This window comes from Flavobacterium seoulense (assembly GCF_000695795.1).
Lineage (GTDB): Bacteria > Bacteroidota > Bacteroidia > Flavobacteriales > Flavobacteriaceae > Flavobacterium > Flavobacterium seoulense.
In genome coordinates this window covers 85,615-110,898 of the sequence record NZ_JNCA01000001.1, presented here as the reverse complement: position 1 = coordinate 110,898, position 25,284 = coordinate 85,615, and the positions used below count along the sequence as shown (strand labels likewise).

Here is a 25,284-nt window from a genome sequence, read left to right as displayed (position 1 = left end):
GAAAAAAGGAAATTTTTAAAATTTAATTTCAAACCCTTATCCGGTTATGAAAAAGCTCTTTTTTTATATCACTTTGTTATTCTCACTGTTTGCGATTGGTCAAAACGAACAATTAGCACAGTATTACTACGACAAAGGCGATTTTGAAAAAGCAAAAATCAGTTATGAGGAATTATTAGAAAACGTTCCTCAAAACATGCAATATTTTCTTCGAACTGTAGATTGCTACCAGCAATTAAAGCAATATGATGTTGCTGAAAAAGCCATTCAAAATAGATTAACCAAATACAATCAGGGGAATCTTTTAGTCGAATTGGGTTATAATTTCCAGTTGCAAAAAAACGATCCAAAAGCCAAAAACTATTACGATCAGGCTTTGGAACGCATTCGAAAAAATCCTAATGAAGTATACGGAATTGCTAATGCTTTCGACAAAAAAGTCCAATTAGAATATGCCTTAAAAGCTTATAAAATTGCCACCGAAATCCAGCCGAATTTTAATTTTAATTACCAGCAAGGATTATTGTACGGACAATTAGGTAATTATGAAATGATGATTACTACTTTTCTGGACGAAGCCTTTGCTAATCCTCAAAATTCTATTTTAATCCAAAATCAATTGTCGCGTTTTATGACTGATGAAGCTGATGCGAGTTTTAGTAATGCGCTACGAAAAGCTTTGGTTTTAAAGGTTCAAAAAAGTCAGGATATATTTTGGAGTCGTTATTTGAGTTGGTTCTATATTCAGCAAAAAGAATTTTCGAAAGCTTTTATTCAGGAAAAAGCCATTTATAAACGTAATCCTGAATCGCTTTCTACGATTTTAAATTTGGCCAACCTGGCTATTGAAGAAGACGAAAAAGAAACTGCCAAAGAAATTCTTGATTTCATCATCGAAAACACTAAGGATTTAGGCTTATTGGTTCAAACCCACTCGTATTTAATAGAACTAAAAATCAGTAAAGCCACCGAAAAAGATTTTGCTGCCATCAATTTAGAAATCGAGGCTTTATTGAAACAATTTGAAATAAGTCCTTTTAGTTTATCTTTGCAGCTTATTCAGGCGCATTTTGTGGCTTTCAATCTCAAAAAACCGGAACAGGGAAAAGCGATTATCAAAAAAGCACTGGAATTGCAATTAAATAATTACGAAATGGCTCAGGCCAAAATGGAACTGGCAGATATTTTACTTTTCGAAGAAAAATTCAATCAGGCATTATTGTATTATTCGCAAATTGAAATGGATTTGAAGAATGATGCTGTAGCTCATGAAGCCAGTTTAAAAGCAGCAAAAACGAGTTATTTTAAAGGTGATTTTCCCTGGGCTTTAAAACAGTTTAAAGAATTAAAATCGGCAAATACACAGTTGATTGCTAATGATGCTTTGGAATATTTTTTATTGATTAATGACAATACGGTTGCTGATTCGACACAAACCGCTTTGAAGGCTTTTGCCAAAGGAGATTATTTATTGTATCAAAATAGAGATCAGGAAGCAATTGCCCAATTTCAATCGATTTTAAAAACATTTAAAGGACAAGAAATTGAAGCGGTGACACAATTACGATTAGGAAAAACATTTGAAAAAATAGGTGAATATAATTTGGCTTTAAGCCAATACCAATCGATAATAGAACAACATAGCGATGGAATTTACATTGATGAAGCATTGTTTTTTTCGGCAGAAATTTATGCTAAGAAATTAAACGAACCCGAAAAAGCAAAACCGCTTTATGAGAAATTAATTTTCAATCATCAGGACAGCATCTATTTTGTAGAAGCCAGAAAAAAATTCCGGGAATTAAGAGGAGATAAAAACCTTTAGAAATAACAATATCAATTGCAAAAAGCAATATCAATTAGAAAATAAAATCAGAACAAACAAAGATAATTCGGTTAAGGTCTTACTACTTAATACTCCAATCTTAATACTTTTAAAATGATAATATACAACGTTACCACTAATATACACGAAAGTGTTCACGATCAATGGATGATTTGGATGCAACACAAACACATGCCGGAAATGATTGCTACAGGCAAATTTACTTCGGCTAGATTAGTTCGTGTTTTAGTGGAAGAAGAAATGGGCGGAGTTACTTATTCAAGTCAATATACCACTGACAGTAAAGCTACTTTAGAAAAGTATTATCAGGAAGACCAAGCACGTTTTCAGGCTGAAGCCATGAAATTATTTGCAGATAAAATGCTTTCTTTTAGAACCGAATTAGAATTAGTTTCAGAGTTTTTTCAGAATAATTAATTAGCTTCTGCTAGAATATCAGAGAATTTCATTGTCTTTGATACATAAAAAAAACAAAAAAATACCTGAATAAATTCAGCCCAAAAATGGATAAAGTAAAAGCTAAAAAACACCTCGGACAACATTTCTTAAAAGACGAAAGCATTGCTCAGGCCATTGCTGACACCTTGAGTTTACAAGGATATGAGGATGTATTAGAGATAGGACCAGGAATGGGAGTTTTAACTAAATATATGTTAGAAAAACCCATAAATACGTATGTAATTGAGATTGATACTGAATCAGTAACTTATTTAGATGCACATTATCCAAAATTACGCGGATGTATTATTTCTCAGGATTTTTTGAAATACAATATCAATGAAGTTTTCAAAGACAAGCAATTTGCTATCATTGGGAATTTTCCATATAACATTTCTTCGCAAATTGTTTTCAGGGTTTTAGAATTGAAACATCAAATTCCTGAATTTTCGGGTATGTTTCAAAAAGAAGTTGCCGAACGCATTTGCGAAAAAAAAGGAAGCAAAACTTACGGAATTTTATCAGTTCTGGCTCAGGCATTTTATGATACCGAATATTTATTTACGGTTGATGAAAATGTTTTTAATCCGCCGCCAAAGGTGAAATCAGGCGTGATGCGTATGCGTCGAAAAGAAGATTATAGTTTGCCATGTGGCGAAAAATTATTCTTTACAGTAGTAAAAACAGCTTTTCAACAACGCCGCAAAACCTTACGTAACAGTTTAAAAACACTCAATCTATCTGATAATTTAAGAGAAGATACTATCTTTGACCTCCGTCCGGAGCAATTGGACGTAGCACAATTTATCGAACTGACTCAAAAAATAGAAGCCGATGGAGTTTAAAATCAGCAAGGAATTAATAAGTGAAGTAAAAGAACTCATTCAGGAAAAAAACGACCACAAACTGGAACTTGTCCTGAATGATATTCACCATGCTGATATTGCCGAAATTCTGGACGAATTAGATTTTGATGATGCCACTTATATTTTTAAAGTTTTAGACAGTGATAAAACTGCCGAAATTCTTCTGGAATTAGAAGATGATTTACGCGAAAATATATTAAGCAGGCTTTCGCCAAAAGAAATTGCAGAAGAATTAGACGAACTTGAAACTAATGATGCTGCCGATATTATTGCTGAACTTTCGCAGGAAATTAAAGCCGAAGTAATATCAGAACTACAAGACGTTGAACACGCAAAGGACATTGTTGACCTGCTTCGCTATAAAGAAGACACGGCTGGTGGAATCATGCACAAAGAGTTAGTAAAAGTTAATGAAAACTGGAACGTACTTACTTGTGTTAAAGAAATGCGTATTCAGGCAGAAAATATTTCCAGAGTACATTCTATCTATGTAGTTGATGACGAAGACAGACTAAAAGGCCGTTTGTCATTAAAAGATTTATTAACAACTACTTCTACTAAAACGGCTATCAGCGATGTTTATATCAGGAAACTCAATTATGTAAACGTAGATGCCGAAGACGTTGAAGTGGCCCGTATCATGCAAAAATATGATCTTGAAGCCATACCTGTAGTAGATGAATTAGGGCGCTTAGTAGGACGAATTACCATTGACGACATTGTAGACGTTATCAAGGAAGAAGCTGATCAGGATTACCAGTTAGCAGCGGGTATCTCTCAGGACGTTGAAGCCGATGACAGCATCATGGAATTAACTAAAGCACGTTTGCCTTGGTTAGTTTTAGCCTTATTAGGCGGATTTATAACCGTAAGAGTCTTAGGATTATTTGAAGGCGCCATGCTGGAACACGGCAATCTTTTCTTTTTCACACCGTTAATTGCTGCGATGGCAGGAAATGTTGGTGTACAATCTTCGGCTATTATTGTACAAGGTTTAGCTAATGATACTTTGAGTGGTTCCTTATTCAACCGATTAATAAAAGAAGTTTCATTAAGTTTACTAAATGGAGTTATCCTGGCAAGTATTTTATTCATAGGAAGTCATTTTTTACTTAATGTCGAAATTATGATTGGTCTTATTGTTACCATTGCTCTTATTTCGGTAATTGTAATTGCCTCTTTAATTGGCACATTTATTCCGTTATTATTAGATAAATTTGGAATTGACCCCGCTTTGGCAACTGGGCCATTTATTACAACAAGCAACGATATTTGCGGAATCTTAATTTATTTTTCGATTGCCAAACTCATCTTAGGTTTTTAATAATTTAGAAGATATTAATATAAAAAATATGAAAGTACATATAATAGGAGGCGGTAACTTAGGCGCTGCTATTGCATTAGGAATGGCAAAATGTGCCACTAAAAATGAAATTACAGTAACCAGAAGAAATACTACAAGTATTCTATATTTAGAAAAATTAGGCGTAACCGTTTCTTCAGATAACAAACATAATATTCAGGAAGCTGACATTATTATTTTAACCATTAAACCGTATCAGGTAGATACTGTTTTGGCTGAAATTCTTCCTTTTATTTCGAATAAAATCATTGCTTCAGGAGTAAGCGGATTATCTATTGAAGCACTTCAAAGTAAAATTGGAGAAAATCATCAGGCTATTCGTATCATGCCTAATATTGCAGCTCAATATGCAGCGTCAGCAACTTGTATTTCTTTTAACGAAAAACATGCTGAACAAGGGCAAAAAGTAGTAACTATCTTTAAAGATTTAGGTACAGCTCCGGTTATTGACGAAAAATTAATGGATGCCGCAACGGTTTTAGCAGCGAGCGGAACTGCTTTTGCCTTACGTTACATCAGAGCTTCTATGCAGGCGGGAATCGAAATAGGATTTGACTGGAAAACAGCTTTGGCAATTTCAGCGCAAACGGTAAAAGGAGCTGCCGAAATGGTAATGGAAGAACAAATCCACCCGGAACAATTAATTGACAGAGTAACTACACCACAAGGCTGTACCATTACTGGTTTAAGCGAAATGGAATCTCATGGTTTCAGTTCGTCATTAATCCGCGGAATTAAAGCAGCTGTGAAGAAAATTAAAGGAGTTTAATTTCCCGTTTACAATACAAAAAGGGCTTCTCGATAAATTTGAGAAGCCCTTTTTCATATATATAAAAGGCAAAGTATTATTTCTTTTTAGTTTTCAAAGCCATATCGTTATCATCAATATCCTGTCCAAAATCAGGCATACCGTCTTTAGTCCATTTTAAAACTCTGGCGTGCGTGTGACGATTGGGATCAGACAAAGCATCTCCTTTAATTTTTTCGTAATCACGGGCGTGATAAATCATGATATCTGTTTTACCATCTTCCGAAACAGTGAAACTATTATGTCCCGGACCATAACGTTTGAATTTTTCGTTAGTGAAGAAAACCGGTTTGTCGAGTTTGTTCCATGACTTTGGATCCAATAAGTCAGCTCCTTCTTTTGCCCAAAGCAAACCCAAACAATAAGTAGCATCAGTAGCACTAGCCGAAAAAGTCAGGAATACTTTTCCGTTTTTAATTAATACTGCCGGTCCTTCGTTTACTTTATAAGTATGCATTTCCCAGTCGTAATCCGGCTGGCTAATTACCACTTGCTTTTCGTCAACTGTTGTTGGACTTGTCATCTTGGCTATATACAAACTTGTATTAACCACATTTCCCGGTCCTCTGTCAACCCAAATAAGATAACGTTGTCCTTTATGTTCGAAAGTTGTTGCATCCAGCGCAAAAACGTCTTTCTTAGTTACAATTTGTCCTTCTTCTTTCCACTCCCCTTTTGTTGGATCTTCGGATGGATTTGACAAAGCATACATACGTATTTTCCATTTTTCTTCAGCTGAACCTGCTGCAAAATAAATATACCATTTACCATCAATTCGATGCAATTCTGGAGCCCAGATATGATTTCCCATAATACCTTTAGTATGTTTACGCCATACCACTACTGGTTTTGCCTCTTTTATTCCGTTGATAGTTTTTGAACTGCGAATTTCGATTCGGTCATATTCCGGAGCCGTGGCAATAAAGTAATACGTTCCATCAGCTGTTTTTGTAACAAATGGATCAGCTCGCTGCAATGCCAACGGATTATGAAATTGATTCTTTTTTAATTTTTGCGAATAAACCATTGTTGTACTAACAATGAAACTTAATAAAATACTAAGACGTAAAAAATTCATGCTTATCTTCATTTTTTTGTTTGGAATAGAATTGGTTTTATTTAAATGTAAAATACACATTTGTAAACAGTTTGTAAATATAGTTTATTTTTTTAAATAGAATTACTTCCAAATTAGTTCAATTCAGATATAATTATTTGTAAATAAAATAATTCAAAATATTGATTATCATGTATTTAATCTTCAATATTTGCATTATATCGAATATTTAATAACTTATTTTATATAAATAAAAAATAGCTGTAATTTTATTAAAGAACAATCCCCGAGACTACACCTAGCTTTTCTTGTTAATGATTTAATTTATTTACTAACTTAAATACCATTATTATGAAAAAGTTATTCAACATGATTTACGACAAAATTTCGCGCTTTTTGTTCGGGAATGAAAAGGCGATACATTATTAACGGAAAATGAATCGGTAAAAGATTGCTTATGTAAAAAATTACTTTAGGTTTGATTAATTCAACAAGAAAAACCATTTCTAAGTTTATCTAAATTTAGAAATGGTTTTTTGTTATTTTTGATGCCTCAACATACAAATTATTATGCGCATCAAAATTCTTCACATCGACAGTAATAATCCCGTTTTAATGCAGCAACTGAAAGACTCAGGTTTTGAAAACCATGAAGATTTTACTTCTTCAAAAGAAGCAATTGAAGCAAAAATTGAGGATTATCACGGAATTGTAATTCGCAGCCGGTTCAAAATAGACAAAACGTTTTTAGATAAGGCAACTAATTTGCAATTCATAGCCCGTGTTGGTGCGGGATTAGAAAGTATCGATTGTGACTATGCTTCGTCTAAAAACATTCAATTAATTGCTGCTCCGGAAGGAAACAGAAATGCCGTTGCCGAACATACGCTGGGAATGATTTTATCTCTTTTTAATAATTTGAATCGCGCCGACAGGGAAATTCGTTCCGGACATTGGAACAGAGAGAGTAATCGCGGACATGAACTTGACGGAAAAACTGTTGGAATCATTGGTTATGGTAACATGGGAAAATGGTTTGCTAAAAAACTAAGAGGTTTTGATGTTGAGGTGCTTTGTTATGACATCAAAGAAAATGTGGGCGATGCCAATGCAAAACAAGTTTCTTTAGCCGAATTACAGGAAAAAACAGATGTATTAAGCTTACATCTTCCGTGGACTCCTGAAACGGATAAGATGGTCAATACAGATTATATTAATGCTTTTGCAAAACCATTCTGGATTTTTAATACTTCCAGAGGCAAAAACATTGTAACTGCCGATTTAGTTACAGCCTTACAATCAGGAAAAATTTTAGGTGCGGGACTAGATGTTTTAGAATATGAGAAATTATCTTTCGAAACTTTATTTCAGGATAAAACTACGCCAGAAGCTTTTCAGTATTTATTAGAAACCGATAATGTATTATTATCGCCCCATGTAGCTGGCTGGACATTTGAAAGTCACGAGCGATTAGCGCAAGTAATTGTAGATAAGATTAAGAAATTATATTCTTAAAAAAATACCAGTACTACTTTTCTGTAAAATTCATATATTAGTAACCGAAATCCTAAAGCAGGATTAACCAACTAAAAATATAATTAATTATGATTGAATGGTACAAAAAAGTAGTTTTTCAAAACTACGCAAATTTTAACGGTAGAGCCAGAAGAAGTGAATATTGGTATTTCACATTGGCTAATATAATTGTTAGTATTATATTAACTCTACTCGATAATGCCCTAGGAACTAAGTTTGGAAATTCGGGAATTCTGAATACTATTTATAGTTTAGGTATCTTTATTCCTAGTTTGGCTGTCTCGGTAAGAAGACTTCATGATATTGGTAAAAGCGGCAAACTATTATTACTTACTTATGGAATTATGATAGTCTTAGTTATTGTAATGGTAGTTTCCGGATTATCTTTATTTATGTCAGGAAGTGCTCCTTCTATGAGTTCATTGGGTGTAGCCTTTTTTGGTCCGCTTTTAGCATTATTAGCAATATCAATATGGATGTTAGTATTATTTTGCACTGAAGGAGAAAAAGGCTCAAATAAATATGGACCAGATCCTAAAAATGATATTTCCGAAATTAATGAAATAGGAACTTCTGAGCTATAGTCATTTTTTTATTTAAAAATATACCGACTCAATTTCATACTCATTACAATATAATTTCATAATTTTAAGTATTAATAATCAATTAAATAAGTGATTATGGAAACTTCAAAACATGAACATTGGAACAATCCGCAACCTTATCAAGAAGATAATAAAAAATTAGCCGCTGGTTTATTAGCTATACTTCTTGGTCCTTTTGGAATCCATAAATTCCTTTTAGGATACACCAAAACAGGTATTTTTTGGCTTTTTCTAAGTCTGATAAGTTTTGCAACAATAACAAGTTTACTAGGACTTATAGAAGGAATTATTTATCTGACTAAGTCTGATGAAGAATTCTATAGAACATATCAATTAGGCCGAAAACCTTGGTTTTAAATAAAAAGTCGCTTACTATATTAATTAATAAGCGACTTTTTTATTGGTCAAAAGTAAAGATTTATTACTCTCCCTTTTCATTAAATTTCTTTTCAAGTTCTGCCTGAAATTCTTCCATCACAGGTTTCATGGTACTTTCAGGAATATCTGCAATTCTAATGTACATTAAGCCGTCAATCGCATTATTGAATAAAGGATCGACATTAAAAGCAACCACTTTTGCATTTTGTTTAATGTATTTCTTAATCAATACTGGCAAACGTAAAATACCTGGCTCCAATTCGTCAATAATCTTGTCAAATTTATTCAAATCAGCTTCAGTTTCATTGAAAATAAAATCCTTGTCGGCATCTTTTAGTTTTACCTTATAAGCTTTCTTTGGATGAATGTATTGTGCCACATAAGGATCGTAATAGTTTGATTTCATAAACTCAATCATCAATGATTTTGAGAAATCAGAAAACTGATTACTAATACTCACACCACCAATAAGGTATTTGTGTTCAGGAAAACGCAAAGTAGTATGAATAATTCCTTTCCACAACAAGAATAACGGCATTGGTTTTTGCTGGTATTCTTTTGTAATGAAAGCACGTCCCATTTCTATCGATTGGTGCATCATTTCGTTTAATTCAGGCTCAAAACGAAACAGTTCGTTAAGATAAAAACCTTCCATTCCGTATTTTGGATATATTTCAGATCCCAATCCCATTCTATAGGCTCCAGCAATTTTTTTAGCATCCTCATCCCATAAAAAAAGATGGTGATAATATTGGTCAAATTTATCTAAATCGATAGATTCATTAGTTCCCTCTCCTACTTCTCTAAAAGTAATCTCGCGTAAACGCCCTATTTCGTGTAAAACACTCGGAATTTTATTTGCTTCGGCAAAAAAGACTTCGTAATTTTTACTTTGTAAAAGGCGACAATCAGTATCTCTTAAAGCATTTACTTCTGCAATGATTTTTTCTTCATTAGCAGGAGTCGCTATTTCTTTTGGATTTCTTGTAATCTTTAAATTCGAAGGCGTTAGCAATTTACTTTCTTTTTCGAAAGGATTGGCGAGCATATAGGTTTTTTTTCTCAAGAATTCTGAGTAAGCTTCGATACTTTCGTATTCATTTTGCTCCGCTACCGAAATAGGCTTACCAATTCGAACCTTAATTACACGATTTTTTTGACTAAAAAGTTCCGATGGCAACTTTGCTGTTCGTAAAGTACTACTGATTTTAGAAAGCAAGTAAAACAAACGACTGTTCTTAGCATGAAAATAAATAGGAACAACAGGAACCTGAGCTTTTCTAATTACTTTAATTGCGCCTTCTTCCCACTGTTTATCAACAATAAGCTGTCCGTCTTTATAACTTGAAACTTCTCCGGCAGGAAACATTCCCAGCGGTTTTCCGTCACTTAAATGGCGTAAAGTTTCTTTAATTCCTACCACGCTGGATTTTACATCCTTATGATTTTCAAAAGGATTCACAGGCATAATATATTGTTTCAGCGGCTCAATTCGGTGTAATAAAAAATTGGCAATAATCTTGAAATTAGGTTCTTTTTCTAACATTAATTTCAACAATAAAATACCATCAATTCCTCCTAACGGATGATTTGAAATAGTAATATAAGCACCATCTTTGGGTAATCTTTTAAAGTCTTCTTCGGGAATTTCAAATTTGATTTGTAAGTCGTCTACAATTCCATTTAAGAAATCAATTTCCTGCAAATGTTTGTTGCGATTGTAAACTTTATTTAGTGTAGAAATCTTTAAAACCTTCATTAATAACCATCCGGAAAAAGTCCCTAAGACCCCGTATTTATCAACATTGATTGTTTTTGCAACTTCTTTGGAGGTGACTAAACCCATTTATTTTTTATTTTTTTGAGCGAAAAACAAAGATAGAAAAAAACTCCATTATCCGACCATTTTGCTTCATTGGTTTTTAAAGTTTTTGTACACAAGCCGATTTATTTTTTAGTATTTTTGGAAATCAAAAAAACAAGTTAAATGAGAATCGTATCGTATAATGTTAATGGAATTCGCTCCGCAATTTCAAAAGGTTTTATTAATTGGTTAGAACAGGCAAAGCCTGATGTAGTTTGTCTTCAGGAGATTAAAGCTACACCTGAACAGCTTCCGTTAATCGATTTTGAATTAGCCGGATATCCTTATCATTATTGGTTTCCAGCAACTAAAAAGGGTTATAGTGGTGTTGCCATTTTATCAAAGATTAAACCTAACAATGTAGTTTATGGCACGGGAATTGAGCACATGGACTTCGAAGGACGAAATGTTCGCGTTGATTTTGACGAATTTTCGGTAATGAGTCTGTATTTGCCCTCGGGAACGAATATTGAAAGACTGAACCATAAATTCATGTTCATGGACGATTTCCAAAATTACATTACTGATTTGAAAAAGGAAATTCCGAATCTTATCATTTGTGGCGATTATAATATTTGCCATGAAGCGATTGATATTCACGATCCTATTAGGAATGCTAAAGTATCAGGATTTCTTCCGGCAGAACGTTCCTGGCTAGATATCTTTCTAAAAAACGGATTTATTGACAGTTTCCGTCATTTAAACAAAGAACCTGGTCATTATTCCTGGTGGACCGTACGTGTAAAAACAGCAAGAGCTGACAATAAAGGATGGCGAATTGACTATTGCCTGGTGAGTGAACCTTTAAAAGACCGAATCAAACGAGCGCTTATTTTGCCCGAAGCAAAACATTCTGATCATTGCCCCGTTCTTGTAGATATAGAATAGATTTACAACAATGACAATAGCAATAGCAATGGTAAAAACAATTAGATTCAAATAAAATTAAATAAAAAATGATAAAAAAAATTTCCTTAGGATTATTAGTTTTAGCACTTTCGACCTCATGTGTTTCTAAAAAAATATATACTGATTTAGAAAATAAACTTACTGATTTAAAGAAAGAGAACCGAAATTTATCTGATGAAAATGCCGATTTATTAAAAGCTAAAAATCAATTAGAATTAGATCGAGACGCTTTAAAAAATGAGCTAAGCAAAATAAAATCAGAACGAGATAAATTAACAGCTGATCAAAAAGCACTGAATGAGAAAATTGCTCGTTTGCAGGATTCTTATAATGCTTTAGAAAAAAACAGCAACGAAGCTTTGCAAACTAATTTAAAGAAAAACCGTGATTTATTAGCTGAATTAGAAGCAAAACAAAAAGCTTTATCTATTGAACAGGAGCGTTTAAGTAAAAACGCACAACGTTTACAGGAATTAGAAGACATGATTGCTGCTAAAGAAGCTACTATGCGAAAACTGAAAGAAACCTTATCGAAAGCCTTAAACGGATTTGAAGGAAAAGGTTTGACGGTCGAACAAAAAAACGGAAAAGTATATGTTTCTATGGAAAACAAATTGCTTTTTAGTTCAGGAAGCTGGGCAGTAAGTTCTGAAGGAAAAAAAGCAGTAGTCGAACTGGGAAAAGTTCTTGCGGATAATCCGGATATTTCAGTACTTATCGAAGGCCATACTGATAATGTTCCTTACGGTGGTTCAGGTCCAATTGCCGACAACTGGGACTTATCGACTAAAAGAGCAACAGCAATCGTGAACATTTTGAGCGAAAACCGAGCCATCAACAAAAAGAGTTTAACGGCTGCCGGAAGAGGAGAATTTTCACCTTTAGCAACTAATGATACTGCCGAAGGAAAAGCAAAAAATCGTAGAATTGAAATTATCTTAACACCAAGATTAGACGAAATTGCCGAAATGTTGAACGAAATCAACTAGCATGCATTAAATAAAAGTTAAAAAGGTTCGAAGTACTGTTTCGAACCTTTTTTGATTTACAAACCTTTGTAACTTTGCTTTTTTTTTAAAATTTGACAATGAAATACACTACTTTGCCCGATACGGATATAAAAGTGAGCAAAATATGTCTTGGCACCATGACTTTTGGGCAACAAAACACCGAAGCTGACGGACATGCCCAAATGGATTATGCTGTAGCCAACGGAATTAATTTTTTTGACACTGCCGAAATGTATTCGGTTCCGGCACGCGAAGCAACTTATGGAAGTACCGAAAAAATTATAGGAACCTGGTTTAAAAAATCAGGCAAAAGAGAAGAAATTGTTTTGGCTTCAAAAATTGCCGGACCCAATCCTAATTTTGGGTACATGCGTGACAAAGTCGATTTTTCGCCTGCCAGTTTACAATACGCCTTAGACAAAAGTTTACAACGCTTACAAACGGATTATATCGATTTGTACCAATTACACTGGCCAGAACGAAAAACAAATTTCTTTGGGCAACGCGGTTTTAAAGTTCAGGAAGACGCCTGGGAAGATAATATTCAACTAATATTAGAAACCTTAAACGGTTTTATAAAGGAAGGAAAAATCAAACACATCGGACTTTCGAATGAAACTCCTTGGGGAATTATGCGTTTTCTGGAAGAAAGCAAATACAATAATTTACCAAAAATTAAGACGGTTCAAAATCCATATTCTTTATTAAATCGTCAATTTGAAGTAGGTTCAGCCGAAATTTGTGCAAGAGAAAATGTTGGTTTGTTTGCTTATTCTCCAATGGCTTTTGGCGTTTTATCAGGTAAATTTTTAACTGGCGAAAATCCGAATGCGAGGATTAAATTGTTCCCTCAATTTTCAAGATACAATAGCGCTAAATGTACTGAAGCAACAAAACAATACGTTGAAATTGCCAAAAAGCACAATTTGTCACCAGCCCAAATGGCTTTGGCTTTTGTAACACAACAAGCTTTTGTCACCAGTAATATTATTGGAGCTACCACTTTGGAACAATTAAAAGAGAATATTTCATCTATTGATTTAATCCTTTCTGACGAAATTATTAACGAAATCAATGCCGTTCATGCTGTAATTCCTGATCCTGCAACGTAGTAAAATTTAGAAAACTATTTTTTGAACCATTAAGAAGTTAAGAACATTTAGAAAATTATCTTTAACTAAAACTTAATTTCTTAATGGTTTATTTTTTGAAAACTTCGTATGGCTTTGCGCCTTCTTTGTGAACTTCGTGGTTAAAACTCAAATTCATCACTTATTTTCAAAGAATCAACCACTGTGGTATCTTTTACTTTTATACGAAGTAAGGATCTTGCGGGTCCGGTTAAAATGGTAGGCTGACTTTTAAAAATGGTATCCTCTATCGTCAGCAAACCTCTTTTTATCATTAAATTAGTTAAAAACGAAACTTGTTGTTCTGCTGACGCTCTTAGATTTCCTTCATCATTAAACTGATACATAAATTTCTTCGGACTTGGAATAATTCGAGCCAAAAACAAGCATTCGTTAAATGTCAAATCGGCTGGTGATTTTTGAAAATAAAACTGACTTGCTTCGCCAATTCCGTATATATTTGGCCCCCATTCGATAATATTAAAATAGACTTCCAGCATCCGTTCTTTGCTTACAATTCGGTTGTTTTCTAAAATGTAAACCAAAAGAATTTCCTCAAGTTTTCTGGACAAAGTCTTCTCTCTTGTCAGGAAAACATTTTTAATCAATTGCATACTAATGGTACTGGCACCACGGGAAAACTTCTTCGTTTTTATATTCTTAACTATCGATTGTTTGAAAGCTTCATTGATAAAGCCTCGATGCGAAAAGAACGAAGGATCTTCGGTTGTTAAAACACACATTTTCAAGTAAGGCGAAATTTGGTCTAAAGGCGTATAATAAACATTAGAATTCCCCACCAAAACCGGACGCTGCAACACATTATTGATAATCGCACGATAAATGAATTCGCCATTGAGTTTATTTAAATTGGCTTCGCCGTATTTTGTAATTTTTAAGTTCTCTTTCTTTAGATTACTATCGAAAATTAAGTCTTTTGGCTTGTTTTTATTGTATTCAAAATTCAAATTATAATCAAAAGTGCCTTCAGCTTCCATACCTTCAAAATGAGTAAACAATCCATCCGGAAGCGAAGTGATAAAATCCTGCGCTTTCATTTTTGGAATATTCACTTTGAGCTTATAAATAGTATCTTCTTCCGTTTCGTAAGCTAAATACGGATGGAATTTCACTTTATTAAATTGCACCGTCGAACTGCTGTCAACCGAAACAAAATCAGAACCCAAAAGCAAGCGATAATCAAAACGGGCATTTTTAATGAGTACATCTTTTCGGGCAATTTTAGCATGATTAATTTTCAAATTGGCAATCGAAGTAAAACCATCAATATGTAATTCGCCACCGCTTTTATTAATGTTTTCAATATTCAATCGAATTGAATCAAAACTTGAAATGAGATTGTAACGTTCGTCAAAATAAGGTACTTTAATGGCACCAGTATCAATATTAAAAAACCGGATATCGGCTTTTTTATTTCTTGGATCAGCAAAACCTTTTATTTTCCATCGTTGGGCAAAAGTATTCGTTTTAACATTAATCGAAGTTTCGAGTTCTTTATTAGCCAATACTAATTTCTTAATATCAATCGTTGCTTTTTTCCCATTGTCGTCGAGTTTGAACTTCAAATTTTCGACATCCATATCAGTCGGAATTAAGTTGAGTACTTTGGATATAATCCGGTACGCAAAAGCAGCATAATCTCTTTTGTCACTGGTATTTTCTTCGCTTTTATTTCTTTTTAAAAAAGCGTCAAAGTTTTTTACTTTTCCTTTTTTAGTCAGTTGAACAAAACCATTTTTAATTTCTAATGTTCCTAATTGTACGTCACCAACTAACAAACGCCAGATATTGACACTGGTTCTTATTTTTTGGATTTTAAAAAGTGTGTCGGCATCTTTTGGAACCAAAACAACATCAGCAAGATGAACTCCCGAAAGTCCTTCGAAAGAAGCTTTTTTCACAACAAAATGACTGTTGTAATCTGACTCCATTTTGGTAGCTGTCTTTGCTATAATCTGCTGTAAAAGCTTTTCCCGAAAACTAAAAATTCCAATAACAGCAATTACGATAAAAGCAACTGCAATTTTTATAATTAAGAGTATTTTTTGTTTTCTGGTTTTCATGAATAGTTACAATATTATAGGTAGCGGGCTAAAATAATAACTTTTTTTTCTTCGACTACGCATCTTAACTTAAAGTTTAGTAAATAGTTGTTTTTTAGAATAGCTTTAAACATAAAAACAACAATTATTTATTACTTTTCTCATAAAACACTGTCCCATAGAAAACTAGACAAATAGTTAAACTACCTGAAAACACTGGGCTTTACGAATGATATACTTAAATTTGCCATTCAAAAAAAAATCAAGTTATGAAAAAATTAATTTTATCAGCAGTAGCTATTTTTGCATTTGGATTTGCAAATGCTCAGGAAACAAAACAAAGTATTCAGCTAGGAATTAAAGCAGGTGCTAATTATGATTGGTTAGCGACAGGTTCAAGTTCAGTACATGATTTACGTCCGGAAGTAGGATACCACGCTGGTTTAGTTGCGGAATTTAAAATGTGTAATGAATTTTCATTTCAAGCAGAAGCATTGTATTCATTCTCTAGCTTTAAATTTGACGGAAACGGAAACACAAGTGGCAGTAAATTAGAAATTAGCGAAATCGCTGTACCAGTTCTAGCTAAATTTTATCTTGTAAAAGGTTTATCAATTGAGGTTGGTCCTCAAGCAAGCGTCATTGTAGATTCTAAAGCAGCAGGTACATTTGCTAACACTAATTTGAGGAAATATAATGTTGCTTCAGTTTCAGGTTTAGCTTATAATTTCAGCTCTGGAGCTTTTATTCAGGCAAGATATACTTATAATTTCTTAGACTTAGCTTATGGTCCTGAAGGAAACAATCGTTTCGGAATTCAGGCTTCTGTAGGATATAAATTCTAATATTCTTCCAGAAATACTAATAGAAAACCACGCCAATTGCGTGGTTTTTTTTATACTTAAAATAATAGATTGTCTTTACTATTTTTTTGCTGCCCATAAAATACCTCTAACCAACAAATCAGTAAATACAACATCTCTAAACGTATCGTCCGAATGTCCGAAAGTTGTACCGAATACACGGGCTTTTCCATATTGATTCGTCCAGATTACAGGATATGTTTTTCCGTTTTTCTCACTAACCGAAGTAGCCAAAACTTTCGTATTAGGCCCTGTTTTTTCTATAACATATAATTCATCCTTAGGACTAGTCCAATTATCCGGAAATTTATTCATGATAGGATGTTTGCCCTCTACTTTTGTTACCGGATACAAACTTTGATGATCATGTTTATAACTAGTTACACCCAAAAAATCTCGCCAATCATCTGTTTTTGCTGAACGATAGGTGTGCATAGCGCAATGAATAACCACTGCCGGAGCTCCGGCAAAATGCGCTTGGGTAATCTTTTTTATATACTCTGAATCGTCAGTATCAGCAAAACATTCGTTATGTATTACCACATCATAGCCTTTTGCCCAATTTTTATCATTAAACAACGGAAGCATAGCTTTAGTGCCGTTTCCTCCTTCATTTATAACAGTCCAATCGGCTTTTTTATATTTTGCTAAAGCCTCTTTTAATACCTGAGTTTGAAATGCATAATTATGACAACAGCCACCAGTAATTAACAAGACACGGAAAGGTTTTTCCTTGGTTAATCCACTAGCAAAAAGGTTATTAAACACAAATAACAGTAGTAACAAACTATAAAAGAAGTGTCCTGATTTTAAATTATTTCTAATAAATGCAGTCTGATTAAAGCCATTGTGTACTTCCATAATCTTTTGGTTTTTTGGTTAATAAGGTTGATTAAAATTATTTAAACTTACACTTTTTTTTGTAAAAAATAATTGCTCCTAACTGCAAACTTCTTTCGGAAAGATTTATTTTAAAAGTAACAGAATTCATTGCTGTTGAACAAATTCTTTTCTAACACTCTATTTTTCAATACAAATAATTCATTTTTAATATTTTTCGTATACTTTTTTTTGTAACTTGTACATATATAACCTATTAATCTAAATAATTATGAAAACAGTTAAACTTTTTATTTTTGGGATTGTATTGTGCACAATAGTATTCGTTTCGTGTAGTCAAAAACGAAATGATTTGGTAAACTCCTGGAAAGTTACCGAAATAGAAGCAAAAACGCCTCATTTAGATTCTGTAAAAAATGACATTTTAGCTAATGGAAATCTAACTTTTACTAAAGACGGACACGTTTCCGGAACTTTAGAAATGGATATCAATGACGGTACTTATGCTTTAACAAAAAAAGGCAAAAATCTGGTAATTAAAGACGAAAACGGAACTCCATATCCTTTTGAAAGCACTATTACCGATGACAAAGTAATTCTAGACAGTAAGGAAATGAAACTTACACTTACAAAAAAATAAAACATACATTCAAATCTTGAAAACCACTCTTAATATTCTTAGAGTGGTTTTTTTTATGTCGAAAAAACCACAAATTATCGCCTGATAATCCGAATAATTATGGGAAATTTGCAATTCATATCAATGGAGCAAAATGACACAAATTAGCATTTTAGGTTGCGGATGGCTGGGATTTCCTTTGGCGAAAGCCTTATTGAAAGAAGGTTTCAAAATCAAAGGTTCTACAACATCTACAGGAAAATTAAAAACATTAGAGAACGCAGGAATTCAAAGCTTGCTATTAACTTTAGATTCCAATACAGTTCCTAATGAATTTGCTGATTTTTTGATCGAAAGCCGAACACTCATCATTGCCATTCCTCCTAAATTAAGAGGAAAAAACAAAGATTACTCTGATGCACAGCAAAATTCTTTTGTAAAAAAGATAGAAAATCTGATTCCTTTTATTGAAAAATCTACAATAGAAAATATACTATTCATTAGTTCGACCGCTGTTTATGGCGAAGCCAACGATATAATTGACGAAAACAGCATTCCCGCTCCTGTTACTGAAAGCGGTAAACAATTACTGGAAATTGAACAATTATTATTATCTAATGCCAATTTCAAAACAACAATCCTGCGATTTGGCGGATTAATTGGCGAAGACCGAAATCCGGCGCGATTCCTTGCCGGAAAAGAAAACGTTGCTAATCCTGATGCGCCGATCAACTTGATTCATTTACAAGATTGTATTGGAATTATTTTAAAGATCATTGAAACAAATACCTGGAACACTGCTTTTAATGCCGTAACTCCCGTTCATCCAACCAGAGAAGTATATTATACTGAAAAAGCATTAGCCGAAAAACTAATTCCACCTACGTTTAATCACGAGATTCTATCAGTTGGAAAAACGATTTTGTCTGACAAATTAGTACAGCAATTGAATTACACTTTTAGCCGGCTTGACTTATAATAATTACTTAAAGCGTTCTCATTTCCAATACAGTTTTTGTATTTTTGCAAAAAAAATTCATGAAATCTGTTCTCTATAAATACCGCATTTTCATTGGTATCTTTCTTGTTTTTTCGGTAATTACACTTAGTCTTTTTTACAATGCTTTAAAGCCTCAAAAAACACTTCCTATTTATAATCCTGCCGATGTAAATCCGGAATTAGTAGACAGCACCATTCAATACGTTAGTAAATACCATACCATTGCTGATTTTTCGTTTACCAATCAAAACGGAAAAACCATTACTCAAAAAGATTATGAAGGAAAGATTTATGTAGCTGATTTTTTCTTCACCACATGTGGTACTATTTGCCCAAAAATGACCACTAATTTAGTCGATGTACAAAAAGCTATTATTAATAATCCGAAAGTAATGTTGCTTTCTCACACTGTATTTCCGGAAGTTGACAGCGTTGCGACCTTAAAAGCATATGCTATAAAACATGGTGTTGACGATAGCAAATGGAACTTGGTAACAGGAGACAAAAAAGAAATTTATGCTATGGCAAGAAAATCTTATTTGGCAGTAAAAATGGGAAAACCAAGCGAATTATACGATATGGTTCACACCGAAAACTTTGTATTAGTTGACTCCAAAAGAAGAGTTCGCGGCTTTTATGACGGTACTAAAAAAGAAGATATTCAGAAATTAATTGAAGACATTAATTTCCTTAGCGAAGGAAAAGAAGCGAATTAAAAAACCTGAAAAACAGTTATTTTAAGCTTTAATTAACGCTATCTAAAGCATAAAACGCATGGATTAGCATTCGATTTTACAATTTAATATGTATTTTTGCAATCTAAATTCAATCTAAATAAGACCTTGCGCACCACTATTCATTCCTTAAAAAAAAGCGAAAAAGCAATTATCAAAGATTTTGATATCGACATCATTCCTTTAAAGTTACTTGAAATGGGTTGCTTGCCTGGAAATACTGTCGAATTACTTCAAATAGCCCCTTTTGGAGACCCTTTGTATTTAGACGTTAATGGTTCACATGTAGCCATTCGTGTAGAAACAGCCAAAGAAATTGAAGTAGAACTTATCAAAATTACGCTTTAATGATGCATCAAAATATTAATGTAGCTTTAATTGGAAATCCCAATGTAGGGAAAACATCGGTTTTTAACCAGTTGACAGGTTTGAATCAGCAGGTGGGAAACTATCCAGGAATTACCGTGGAGAAAAAAATAGGTTTTTGCAAATTACCTAATAATATCAAAGCCAATATTCTTGATTTACCAGGAACCTATAGCCTGAATGCAAGTTCGATGGATGAAAGCGTGGTAATCGAATTATTGCTTAATAAAAATGACAAATTATATCCCGATGTAGCCGTTGTAGTTACTGATGTGGAGAATTTGAAACGAAATTTATTACTTTATACTCAAATCAAAGACCTTGAAATTCCAACAATTTTAGTCATCAATATGGCTGATCGAATGGAAAGCAAAGGAATTACACTTGATATTCCGTATCTGGAAGAAAAATTAAAAACTAAAATTGCCTTAGTCAGTTCAAGAAAAGGACACGGAATTGAAGCTTTAAAAGATTTAATTGTTTCTTATAAAACCATCACACACGAACCATGTTTGAATTCTTCGGTAATTGATCCTGAATATTTTAAAAATTTACAGGAAGCATTTCCGCAGCAATTAGTATACAAATTATGGTTAGTAATTACACAGGATGTCAACTTTTCGAATTTAGATCGAAATGAAATCAGAAGTGCTTTTACCAAATCACATTCAGAACTAAAGCGTTTACAACAAAAAGAAACCATAAAAAGGTATCAATTTATCAATGATGTTTTAAAAGCAGGTTTAAAAATTGACGTTTCAACAGCAACCGATTTTAGAGCCAAACTAGATAATGTTTTGACGCACAAATTTTGGGGTTATTTCATTTTCCTGGCTATTTTATTTGTTATTTTCCAATCGATATTTAGTTGGTCCACCATTCCGATGGATTTCATTGATGGCACTTTTGCGGCTTTAAGCAGCTGGGCTGCCGAAGAATTACCAAGCGGAATTTTGACCGATTTACTTTCGCAAGGAATTATTCCGGGAATTGGCGGAGTTATTATTTTTATCCCGCAAATTGCCTTTTTATTTCTGTTTATTTCCATTCTGGAAGAAAGCGGTTATATGAGCCGTGTGGTTTTTTTGATGGATAAAATCATGCGCCGTTTTGGACTTTCAGGAAAAAGTGTAGTGCCTTTAATTTCAGGAACGGCTTGTGCTATTCCGGCAATTATGGCCACAAGAAACATCGAAAACTGGAAAGAACGTTTAATCACAATTTTAGTAACTCCTTTTACTACTTGTTCGGCAAGATTACCTGTTTATGCTATTATTATTGCTTTGGTAATTCCAAATGAACGCGTTTTTGGTGTTTTGAATATGCAGGGATTATCGTTAATGCTATTGTATCTTTTAGGATTTGGAACAGCGATTTTATCGGCTTATATTTTGAATAAAATATTAAAGCTAGAAAACAAAACGTATTTTGTGGTCGAAATGCCAAGCTATAAATTACCGCTTTTCAAAAACGTTGGAATCAATGTGGTCGAAAAAACAAAGGCATTCGTTGTGGGTGCCGGTAAAATTATCTTAGCTATTTCTATTATTTTATGGTTTTTAGCTTCTTACGGCCCTGGAAAAGATTTCAATGAAGCCGAAACTATTGTGAAAGAAAGATTTGCTAATACCACTTTAGACGAAACACAGTTTGAAAACGAAATTGCTTCTCAAAAACTAGAAAATTCATATATAGGATTGATGGGAAGAGCCATCGAGCCAGCCATAAAGCCTTTAGGTTACGACTGGAAAATTGGAATTGCTATTATCAGTTCCTTTGCGGCGAGAGAAGTTTTCGTAGGTACTTTAGCCACCATTTACAGTGTGGGAAACAGCGATAATGAAGACACCATAAAGAATAAAATGGCTGCCGAAGTGCATCCTGAAACAGGCGAAAAAGTATTTAATTTTGCTTCGGGAATATCCTTAATGCTTTTTTATGCTTTTGCTATGCAATGTGCCAGTACTTTAGCCATCACTAAAAAAGAAACCAACAGCTGGAAATGGCCTGTTATGCAACTCGTATTTATGAGTATTTTTGCTTATTTAACTGCGTTAATAGCTTATCAAATTTTAAAATAGTCAGAAATGTTTCAAGAAATAATCGCCTTTTTAATACTGGGTCTTGCCATTGTTTTTCTTTTTAAAAAGTTCATTTTAAAGAACAAAAAAAAGGATAAAAATTGCGGAGGCGGTGATTGTGGTTGTCATTAAATAAGTTAGAAACAAAAAAGATAAACCGCAAATTCGCAAATTATTTCATCTCTTAAGATGTTTTAATTTGCGAATTTGCGGTAATTTTTTGAAAATAACTTAGCCTAATTTCACGAAAAGATTTGTTGCTATTTTATTCGAAATATTCAATGGTTTTTCATCTACTTTTATTCGAAGCGAAAGATCAAAACTTTCTTTTCCTAAAATTTCAATTGGAGATCCTAAAGCAATACCTTGCTTGTCAAGGTATTTTAAAAACTCCGAAGAAGTATCTTTTACTCCTACACAAATTCCTTTTTGTCCTTCAATCAAATCTGAAAGCAATTGTTTCTCAATTTTAGGAAGATGTCCCTGCGCATTCGGGATAGGATCTCCGTGCGGATCTTCGGTAGGATTTCCAAGAAAATCATCTAATTTATTAATCAGTTTTTCTGATTTTATGTGTTCTAATTGTTCGGCAATATCGTGTACCTCATCCCAGGAAAAAGCTAATTTTTCAACTAAAAAAACTTCCCACAAACGGTGTTTTCTCACAATCATTTTAGCTGCCAGTTTTCCGTTTTCTGTCAGTGAAACACCTTGATACTTTTTATAGTTAACCAAATCTTTTTCTGCCAGTTTTTTTAGCATATCAGTAACTGAAGACGCCTTGGTTTCCATCACTTCAGCAATGGCATTAGTACTAACTCCAGCTTCTGAGGAAGCCGTTAAATGATATATTGCTTTAAGGTAATTCTCTTCTGAAAAAGTCATTTTTTTTGAAGTTTCTAAGATTCTGAGTTCCTAAGATTCTAAGTTAAAGTTCAAAGAAAGAACTCAGGAACTTAGTAACTCAGCGACTTTATTTAACAATCAACAAAGGTATCGAAATTTTATGACGTAATTTATCGACTGTTGTACCTAAAATTAAATCTTTAAATCCAGTGTGACCGTGAGTTCCCATCACCAAAATATCAAAATTACCTTTATTGACTATTGAAGGAATCACTTTATCAGGTTTACCAAAACCAAGTTCTGTTTCTATTTTGAATCCTTTTTCCCAAAGCATTTGTTTGTACTCTTTGAGTAATTTTGCATCAATTATAGTTTCATGATCATCTGTATGTTCTCCGTAAACCATTGCTCCTACAGTTTCTACCACATGAATCAGCGTATATTTTGCGTCCATTCCTCCCAGCTCAAAAGCATTATTCAGAGCTGCTTCGTCAGCTGAAGAAAAATCTACCGAAATGGCAATGTTCTTTTTATCATAACTTCCGGTTTTAGAAAACTGCAACTTCAAATTGTGCGGAGAATGATTTTGGATATCTTGTTTTGCCTTAGTAACAAATGGTTTAAACACAATATAAAGCAGCAATCCTAAGAAAAAGAAGGCCAACGGAACTACTGTAAACCACAATACGATTGGATTTTCTGAAATTTCGAGCCAGCCTACAATTTCGTTATAAACTAATTTTGCATTCAGCAAAACAATGATCGAAGCAATAATCCAGGCAGCAATTTGAGTCGTTCTTGAAACATGAAATCCTTTCATTTTTGATTTATCACTCACAAAATGAATCAAAGGAATAATAGCAAAACCAAGCTGTAAACTCAAAATCACCTGACTTAAAATCAGTAATTTTCCGGTAACACTTTCACCATAAATTAAAATAACCACAACTGCCGGCACAATGGCAATTAGTCGCGTGATGATTCTTCGTACCCAAGGCTGGATTCGTAAATTCAAATAACCTTCCATTACAATTTGTCCTGCCAAAGTTCCTGTTATGGTCGAACTTTGCCCTGCTGCAATCAATGCAACTGCAAATAAAATAGGCGCCCATTTTGTTCCTAAAAGCGGTTCTAAAAATCGGTGTGCATCCTGAATTTCGGCTACTTCGTGCATTCCGTTTTTATAAAATGTGGCTGCTGCCAATATTAAAATAGCTGCATTTACTAAAAAAGCTAAATTTAAAGCAATAGTCGAATCGATAAAATTGTATTTCAAAGCCTGCTTGATTCCTGCTGGCGAACGGTCGAATTTTCGGGTTTGTACCAAGGAAGAATGCAGGTATAAATTGTGCGGCATTACCGTTGCACCAATAATTCCGATGGCAATGTACAAACCAGCTTCTGTAGGAATTGAAGGAATCAGACCATAAATTACTTTATCCAGTTCAGGTTCAGCAAAAATCATTTCGAAAACAAAAGAAAATCCAATAATGGCGACCAAAACAATAATAAAAGCTTCCATTTTTCGGATGCCTTTATTGATTAAAAACAGCAATAAAAAAGTATCTAAAACGGTGATTAAAACACCCTCGATAAGCGGAATATCAAACAACAAATTAATACCAATTGCCATTCCCAGAACCTCAGCCAAATCACAGGCTGCAATAGCAATTTCGGCTAAAAAATAAAGAATATAATTAACTGGTTTCGAATAGGTTTCTCTTGAAGCCTGAGCCAAATCCCGCTGAGTAACAATTCCGAGTCTTGCGCTTAAACTTTGCAACAGCAACGCCATTAAATTACTCATCAATAAAACCCAAAGTAAGGAATATCCAAACTGGCTTCCTCCCGCAATATCAGTTGCCCAGTTTCCCGGATCCATGTAACCCACACTTACCAAATAAGCAGGACCAAAAAAAGCTAATATTTTTCTAAAAATGGAGGTTTTATTCTGTGTCGAAACCGACTGATGAACTTCTTCAAGTGATTTTCCCATTGTAAATGCTGAACTAATTGTCGCAAATATATACAAAAATTACATTAATCAAATATTATTTTTAGT

At 33.6% G+C, this 25,284-nt stretch carries 23 protein-coding genes; 17 read left to right on the top strand and 6 right to left on the bottom strand.

Annotated elements, in window-relative coordinates; translation table 11 throughout:
• Positions 1-46: 46 nt before the first annotated feature.
• From FEM21_RS00350 to proC, 5 genes are all read left to right on the top strand, one after another.
• Positions 47-1,825, top strand: coding sequence for a tetratricopeptide repeat protein (locus FEM21_RS00350; protein WP_035656628.1), 1,779 nt, complete (start codon positions 47-49; stop codon positions 1,823-1,825).
• A gap of 114 nt (positions 1,826-1,939) precedes the next feature.
• Positions 1,940-2,263 (top strand): DUF4286 family protein, encoded by a 324-nt coding sequence (locus tag FEM21_RS00345; RefSeq protein ID WP_035656626.1) that lies wholly within the window; start codon positions 1,940-1,942, stop codon positions 2,261-2,263.
• 86 nt (positions 2,264-2,349) lie between these two features.
• Positions 2,350-3,129 carry a 16S rRNA (adenine(1518)-N(6)/adenine(1519)-N(6))-dimethyltransferase RsmA gene (rsmA, locus tag FEM21_RS00340; RefSeq protein ID WP_035656625.1) on the top strand — a complete coding sequence of 260 codons (780 nt, stop codon included), beginning with the start codon at positions 2,350-2,352 and terminating at the stop codon, positions 3,127-3,129.
• A complete protein-coding gene (mgtE, locus tag FEM21_RS00335; protein ID WP_035656622.1) occupies positions 3,119-4,474 on the top strand; it encodes a magnesium transporter in 1,356 nt (451 codons plus the stop codon). The genes rsmA and mgtE overlap by 11 nt, the downstream gene beginning before the upstream one ends.
• Before the next feature lie 28 nt (positions 4,475-4,502).
• Positions 4,503-5,282: a pyrroline-5-carboxylate reductase gene (gene proC / locus FEM21_RS00330; protein WP_035656621.1), complete on the top strand. Its 780-nt coding sequence runs from the start codon at positions 4,503-4,505 to the stop codon at positions 5,280-5,282.
• A 76-nt stretch (positions 5,283-5,358) separates the two neighbouring features.
• Here the strand turns inward: proC and FEM21_RS00325 are convergent, their stop codons facing one another.
• A complete protein-coding gene (locus FEM21_RS00325) occupies positions 5,359-6,399 on the bottom strand; it encodes a glycoside hydrolase family 43 protein (protein WP_035657063.1) in 1,041 nt (346 codons plus the stop codon).
• A 549-nt stretch (positions 6,400-6,948) separates the two neighbouring features.
• Between FEM21_RS00325 and FEM21_RS00320 the strand changes: the two genes are divergently transcribed.
• The 3 genes from FEM21_RS00320 (at position 6,949) to FEM21_RS00310 (ending at position 8,876) form a co-directional block, all read left to right on the top strand.
• Positions 6,949-7,893, top strand: a complete 945-nt coding sequence (locus tag FEM21_RS00320; RefSeq protein ID WP_035656620.1) for a 2-hydroxyacid dehydrogenase — start codon at positions 6,949-6,951, stop codon at positions 7,891-7,893.
• Between the two features lie 89 nt (positions 7,894-7,982).
• The gene (locus tag FEM21_RS16350; protein ID WP_035656619.1) at positions 7,983-8,498 is read left to right on the top strand and encodes a DUF805 domain-containing protein; all 516 of its coding nucleotides are present in this window, start codon (positions 7,983-7,985) and stop codon (positions 8,496-8,498) included.
• A 96-nt stretch (positions 8,499-8,594) separates the two neighbouring features.
• A complete protein-coding gene (locus tag FEM21_RS00310) occupies positions 8,595-8,876 on the top strand; it encodes a TM2 domain-containing protein (protein ID WP_035656618.1) in 282 nt (93 codons plus the stop codon).
• Positions 8,877-8,940: 64 nt separating this feature from the next.
• Here the strand turns inward: FEM21_RS00310 and FEM21_RS00305 are convergent, their stop codons facing one another.
• Positions 8,941-10,743 carry a GNAT family N-acyltransferase gene (locus FEM21_RS00305; RefSeq protein WP_035656615.1) on the bottom strand — a complete coding sequence of 601 codons (1,803 nt, stop codon included), beginning with the start codon at positions 10,741-10,743 and terminating at the stop codon, positions 8,941-8,943.
• A gap of 141 nt (positions 10,744-10,884) precedes the next feature.
• Between FEM21_RS00305 and FEM21_RS00300 the strand changes: the two genes are divergently transcribed.
• From FEM21_RS00300 to FEM21_RS00290, 3 genes are all read left to right on the top strand, one after another.
• Complete coding sequence (locus FEM21_RS00300) at positions 10,885-11,649, top strand: exodeoxyribonuclease III (protein ID WP_035656614.1); 765 nt, start codon at positions 10,885-10,887, stop codon at positions 11,647-11,649.
• 68 nt (positions 11,650-11,717) lie between these two features.
• Positions 11,718-12,659, top strand: coding sequence for an OmpA/MotB family protein (locus tag FEM21_RS00295; RefSeq protein ID WP_035656613.1), 942 nt, complete (start codon positions 11,718-11,720; stop codon positions 12,657-12,659).
• Between the two features lie 98 nt (positions 12,660-12,757).
• Positions 12,758-13,792 carry an NADP(H)-dependent aldo-keto reductase gene (locus FEM21_RS00290; protein ID WP_035656612.1) on the top strand — a complete coding sequence of 345 codons (1,035 nt, stop codon included), beginning with the start codon at positions 12,758-12,760 and terminating at the stop codon, positions 13,790-13,792.
• A 140-nt stretch (positions 13,793-13,932) separates the two neighbouring features.
• Here the strand turns inward: FEM21_RS00290 and FEM21_RS00285 are convergent, their stop codons facing one another.
• Positions 13,933-15,894, bottom strand: a complete 1,962-nt coding sequence (locus FEM21_RS00285) for a transglycosylase domain-containing protein (RefSeq protein ID WP_035656610.1) — start codon at positions 15,892-15,894, stop codon at positions 13,933-13,935.
• Positions 15,895-16,142: 248 nt separating this feature from the next.
• Here FEM21_RS00285 and FEM21_RS00280 point away from each other — a divergent pair, with 248 nt between their 5' ends.
• Entirely contained in the window at positions 16,143-16,718 is a 576-nt protein-coding gene (locus FEM21_RS00280) for a porin family protein (protein WP_051627415.1), read from the top strand.
• A gap of 78 nt (positions 16,719-16,796) precedes the next feature.
• On the opposite strand, the gene FEM21_RS00275 is transcribed toward FEM21_RS00280, so the two are convergent.
• Positions 16,797-17,597 (bottom strand): ThuA domain-containing protein, encoded by an 801-nt coding sequence (locus FEM21_RS00275; RefSeq protein WP_081824611.1) that lies wholly within the window; start codon positions 17,595-17,597, stop codon positions 16,797-16,799.
• A gap of 250 nt (positions 17,598-17,847) precedes the next feature.
• On the opposite strand from FEM21_RS00275, the gene FEM21_RS00270 reads away from it, so the two are divergent.
• The 5 genes from FEM21_RS00270 to feoB all read left to right on the top strand — a co-directional run bounded on the left by FEM21_RS00270 (position 17,848) and on the right by feoB (position 22,376).
• Positions 17,848-18,216 (top strand): hypothetical protein, encoded by a 369-nt coding sequence (locus tag FEM21_RS00270; protein WP_051627414.1) that lies wholly within the window; start codon positions 17,848-17,850, stop codon positions 18,214-18,216.
• 133 nt (positions 18,217-18,349) lie between these two features.
• The gene (locus FEM21_RS00265; protein WP_035656608.1) at positions 18,350-19,174 is read left to right on the top strand and encodes an NAD-dependent epimerase/dehydratase family protein; all 825 of its coding nucleotides are present in this window, start codon (positions 18,350-18,352) and stop codon (positions 19,172-19,174) included.
• 59 nt (positions 19,175-19,233) lie between these two features.
• Positions 19,234-19,911: an SCO family protein gene (locus FEM21_RS00260; RefSeq protein ID WP_035656607.1), complete on the top strand. Its 678-nt coding sequence runs from the start codon at positions 19,234-19,236 to the stop codon at positions 19,909-19,911.
• Positions 19,912-20,037: 126 nt separating this feature from the next.
• Positions 20,038-20,277: a FeoA family protein gene (locus tag FEM21_RS00255; protein ID WP_035656606.1), complete on the top strand. Its 240-nt coding sequence runs from the start codon at positions 20,038-20,040 to the stop codon at positions 20,275-20,277.
• The gene (gene feoB, locus FEM21_RS00250; protein WP_035656605.1) at positions 20,277-22,376 is read left to right on the top strand and encodes a ferrous iron transport protein B; all 2,100 of its coding nucleotides are present in this window, start codon (positions 20,277-20,279) and stop codon (positions 22,374-22,376) included. The genes FEM21_RS00255 and feoB overlap by 1 nt, the downstream gene beginning before the upstream one ends.
• Before the next feature lie 231 nt (positions 22,377-22,607).
• Here the strand turns inward: feoB and FEM21_RS00245 are convergent, their stop codons facing one another.
• Positions 22,608-23,261, bottom strand: a complete 654-nt coding sequence (locus FEM21_RS00245) for a metal-dependent transcriptional regulator (protein ID WP_035656604.1) — start codon at positions 23,259-23,261, stop codon at positions 22,608-22,610.
• A gap of 88 nt (positions 23,262-23,349) precedes the next feature.
• Positions 23,350-25,218, bottom strand: coding sequence for an Nramp family divalent metal transporter (locus FEM21_RS00240; protein ID WP_035656603.1), 1,869 nt, complete (start codon positions 25,216-25,218; stop codon positions 23,350-23,352).
• Positions 25,219-25,284 lie beyond the last annotated feature (66 nt).

Bases quoted from the DNA above. Each gene is read 5' to 3' on its own strand.
- FEM21_RS00305 (WP_035656615.1), bottom strand. From the start codon at position 10,743: ATGGGTTTAGTCACCTCCAAAGAAGTTGCAAAAACAATCAATGTTGAT.
- rsmA (WP_035656625.1), top strand. From the start codon at position 2,350: ATGGATAAAGTAAAAGCTAAAAAACACCTCGGACAACATTTCTTAAAA.
- FEM21_RS00280 (WP_051627415.1), top strand. From the start codon at position 16,143: ATGAAAAAATTAATTTTATCAGCAGTAGCTATTTTTGCATTTGGATTT.
- FEM21_RS00240 (WP_035656603.1), bottom strand. From the start codon at position 25,218: ATGGGAAAATCACTTGAAGAAGTTCATCAGTCGGTTTCGACACAGAAT.
- FEM21_RS00350 (WP_035656628.1), top strand. From the start codon at position 47: ATGAAAAAGCTCTTTTTTTATATCACTTTGTTATTCTCACTGTTTGCG.
- FEM21_RS00285 (WP_035656610.1), bottom strand. From the start codon at position 15,894: ATGAAAACCAGAAAACAAAAAATACTCTTAATTATAAAAATTGCAGTT.
- FEM21_RS00320 (WP_035656620.1), top strand. From the start codon at position 6,949: ATGCGCATCAAAATTCTTCACATCGACAGTAATAATCCCGTTTTAATG.
- FEM21_RS00325 (WP_035657063.1), bottom strand. From the start codon at position 6,399: ATGAATTTTTTACGTCTTAGTATTTTATTAAGTTTCATTGTTAGTACA.
- mgtE (WP_035656622.1), top strand. From the start codon at position 3,119: ATGGAGTTTAAAATCAGCAAGGAATTAATAAGTGAAGTAAAAGAACTC.
- proC (WP_035656621.1), top strand. From the start codon at position 4,503: ATGAAAGTACATATAATAGGAGGCGGTAACTTAGGCGCTGCTATTGCA.
- FEM21_RS00310 (WP_035656618.1), top strand. From the start codon at position 8,595: ATGGAAACTTCAAAACATGAACATTGGAACAATCCGCAACCTTATCAA.
- FEM21_RS00270 (WP_051627414.1), top strand. From the start codon at position 17,848: ATGAAAACAGTTAAACTTTTTATTTTTGGGATTGTATTGTGCACAATA.
- FEM21_RS00295 (WP_035656613.1), top strand. From the start codon at position 11,718: ATGATAAAAAAAATTTCCTTAGGATTATTAGTTTTAGCACTTTCGACC.
- FEM21_RS00290 (WP_035656612.1), top strand. From the start codon at position 12,758: ATGAAATACACTACTTTGCCCGATACGGATATAAAAGTGAGCAAAATA.
- FEM21_RS00300 (WP_035656614.1), top strand. From the start codon at position 10,885: ATGAGAATCGTATCGTATAATGTTAATGGAATTCGCTCCGCAATTTCA.
- FEM21_RS00245 (WP_035656604.1), bottom strand. From the start codon at position 23,261: ATGACTTTTTCAGAAGAGAATTACCTTAAAGCAATATATCATTTAACG.
- FEM21_RS00275 (WP_081824611.1), bottom strand. From the start codon at position 17,597: ATGGAAGTACACAATGGCTTTAATCAGACTGCATTTATTAGAAATAAT.
- FEM21_RS00260 (WP_035656607.1), top strand. From the start codon at position 19,234: ATGAAATCTGTTCTCTATAAATACCGCATTTTCATTGGTATCTTTCTT.
- FEM21_RS00265 (WP_035656608.1), top strand. From the start codon at position 18,350: ATGACACAAATTAGCATTTTAGGTTGCGGATGGCTGGGATTTCCTTTG.
- FEM21_RS16350 (WP_035656619.1), top strand. From the start codon at position 7,983: ATGATTGAATGGTACAAAAAAGTAGTTTTTCAAAACTACGCAAATTTT.
- FEM21_RS00345 (WP_035656626.1), top strand. From the start codon at position 1,940: ATGATAATATACAACGTTACCACTAATATACACGAAAGTGTTCACGAT.
- feoB (WP_035656605.1), top strand. From the start codon at position 20,277: ATGATGCATCAAAATATTAATGTAGCTTTAATTGGAAATCCCAATGTA.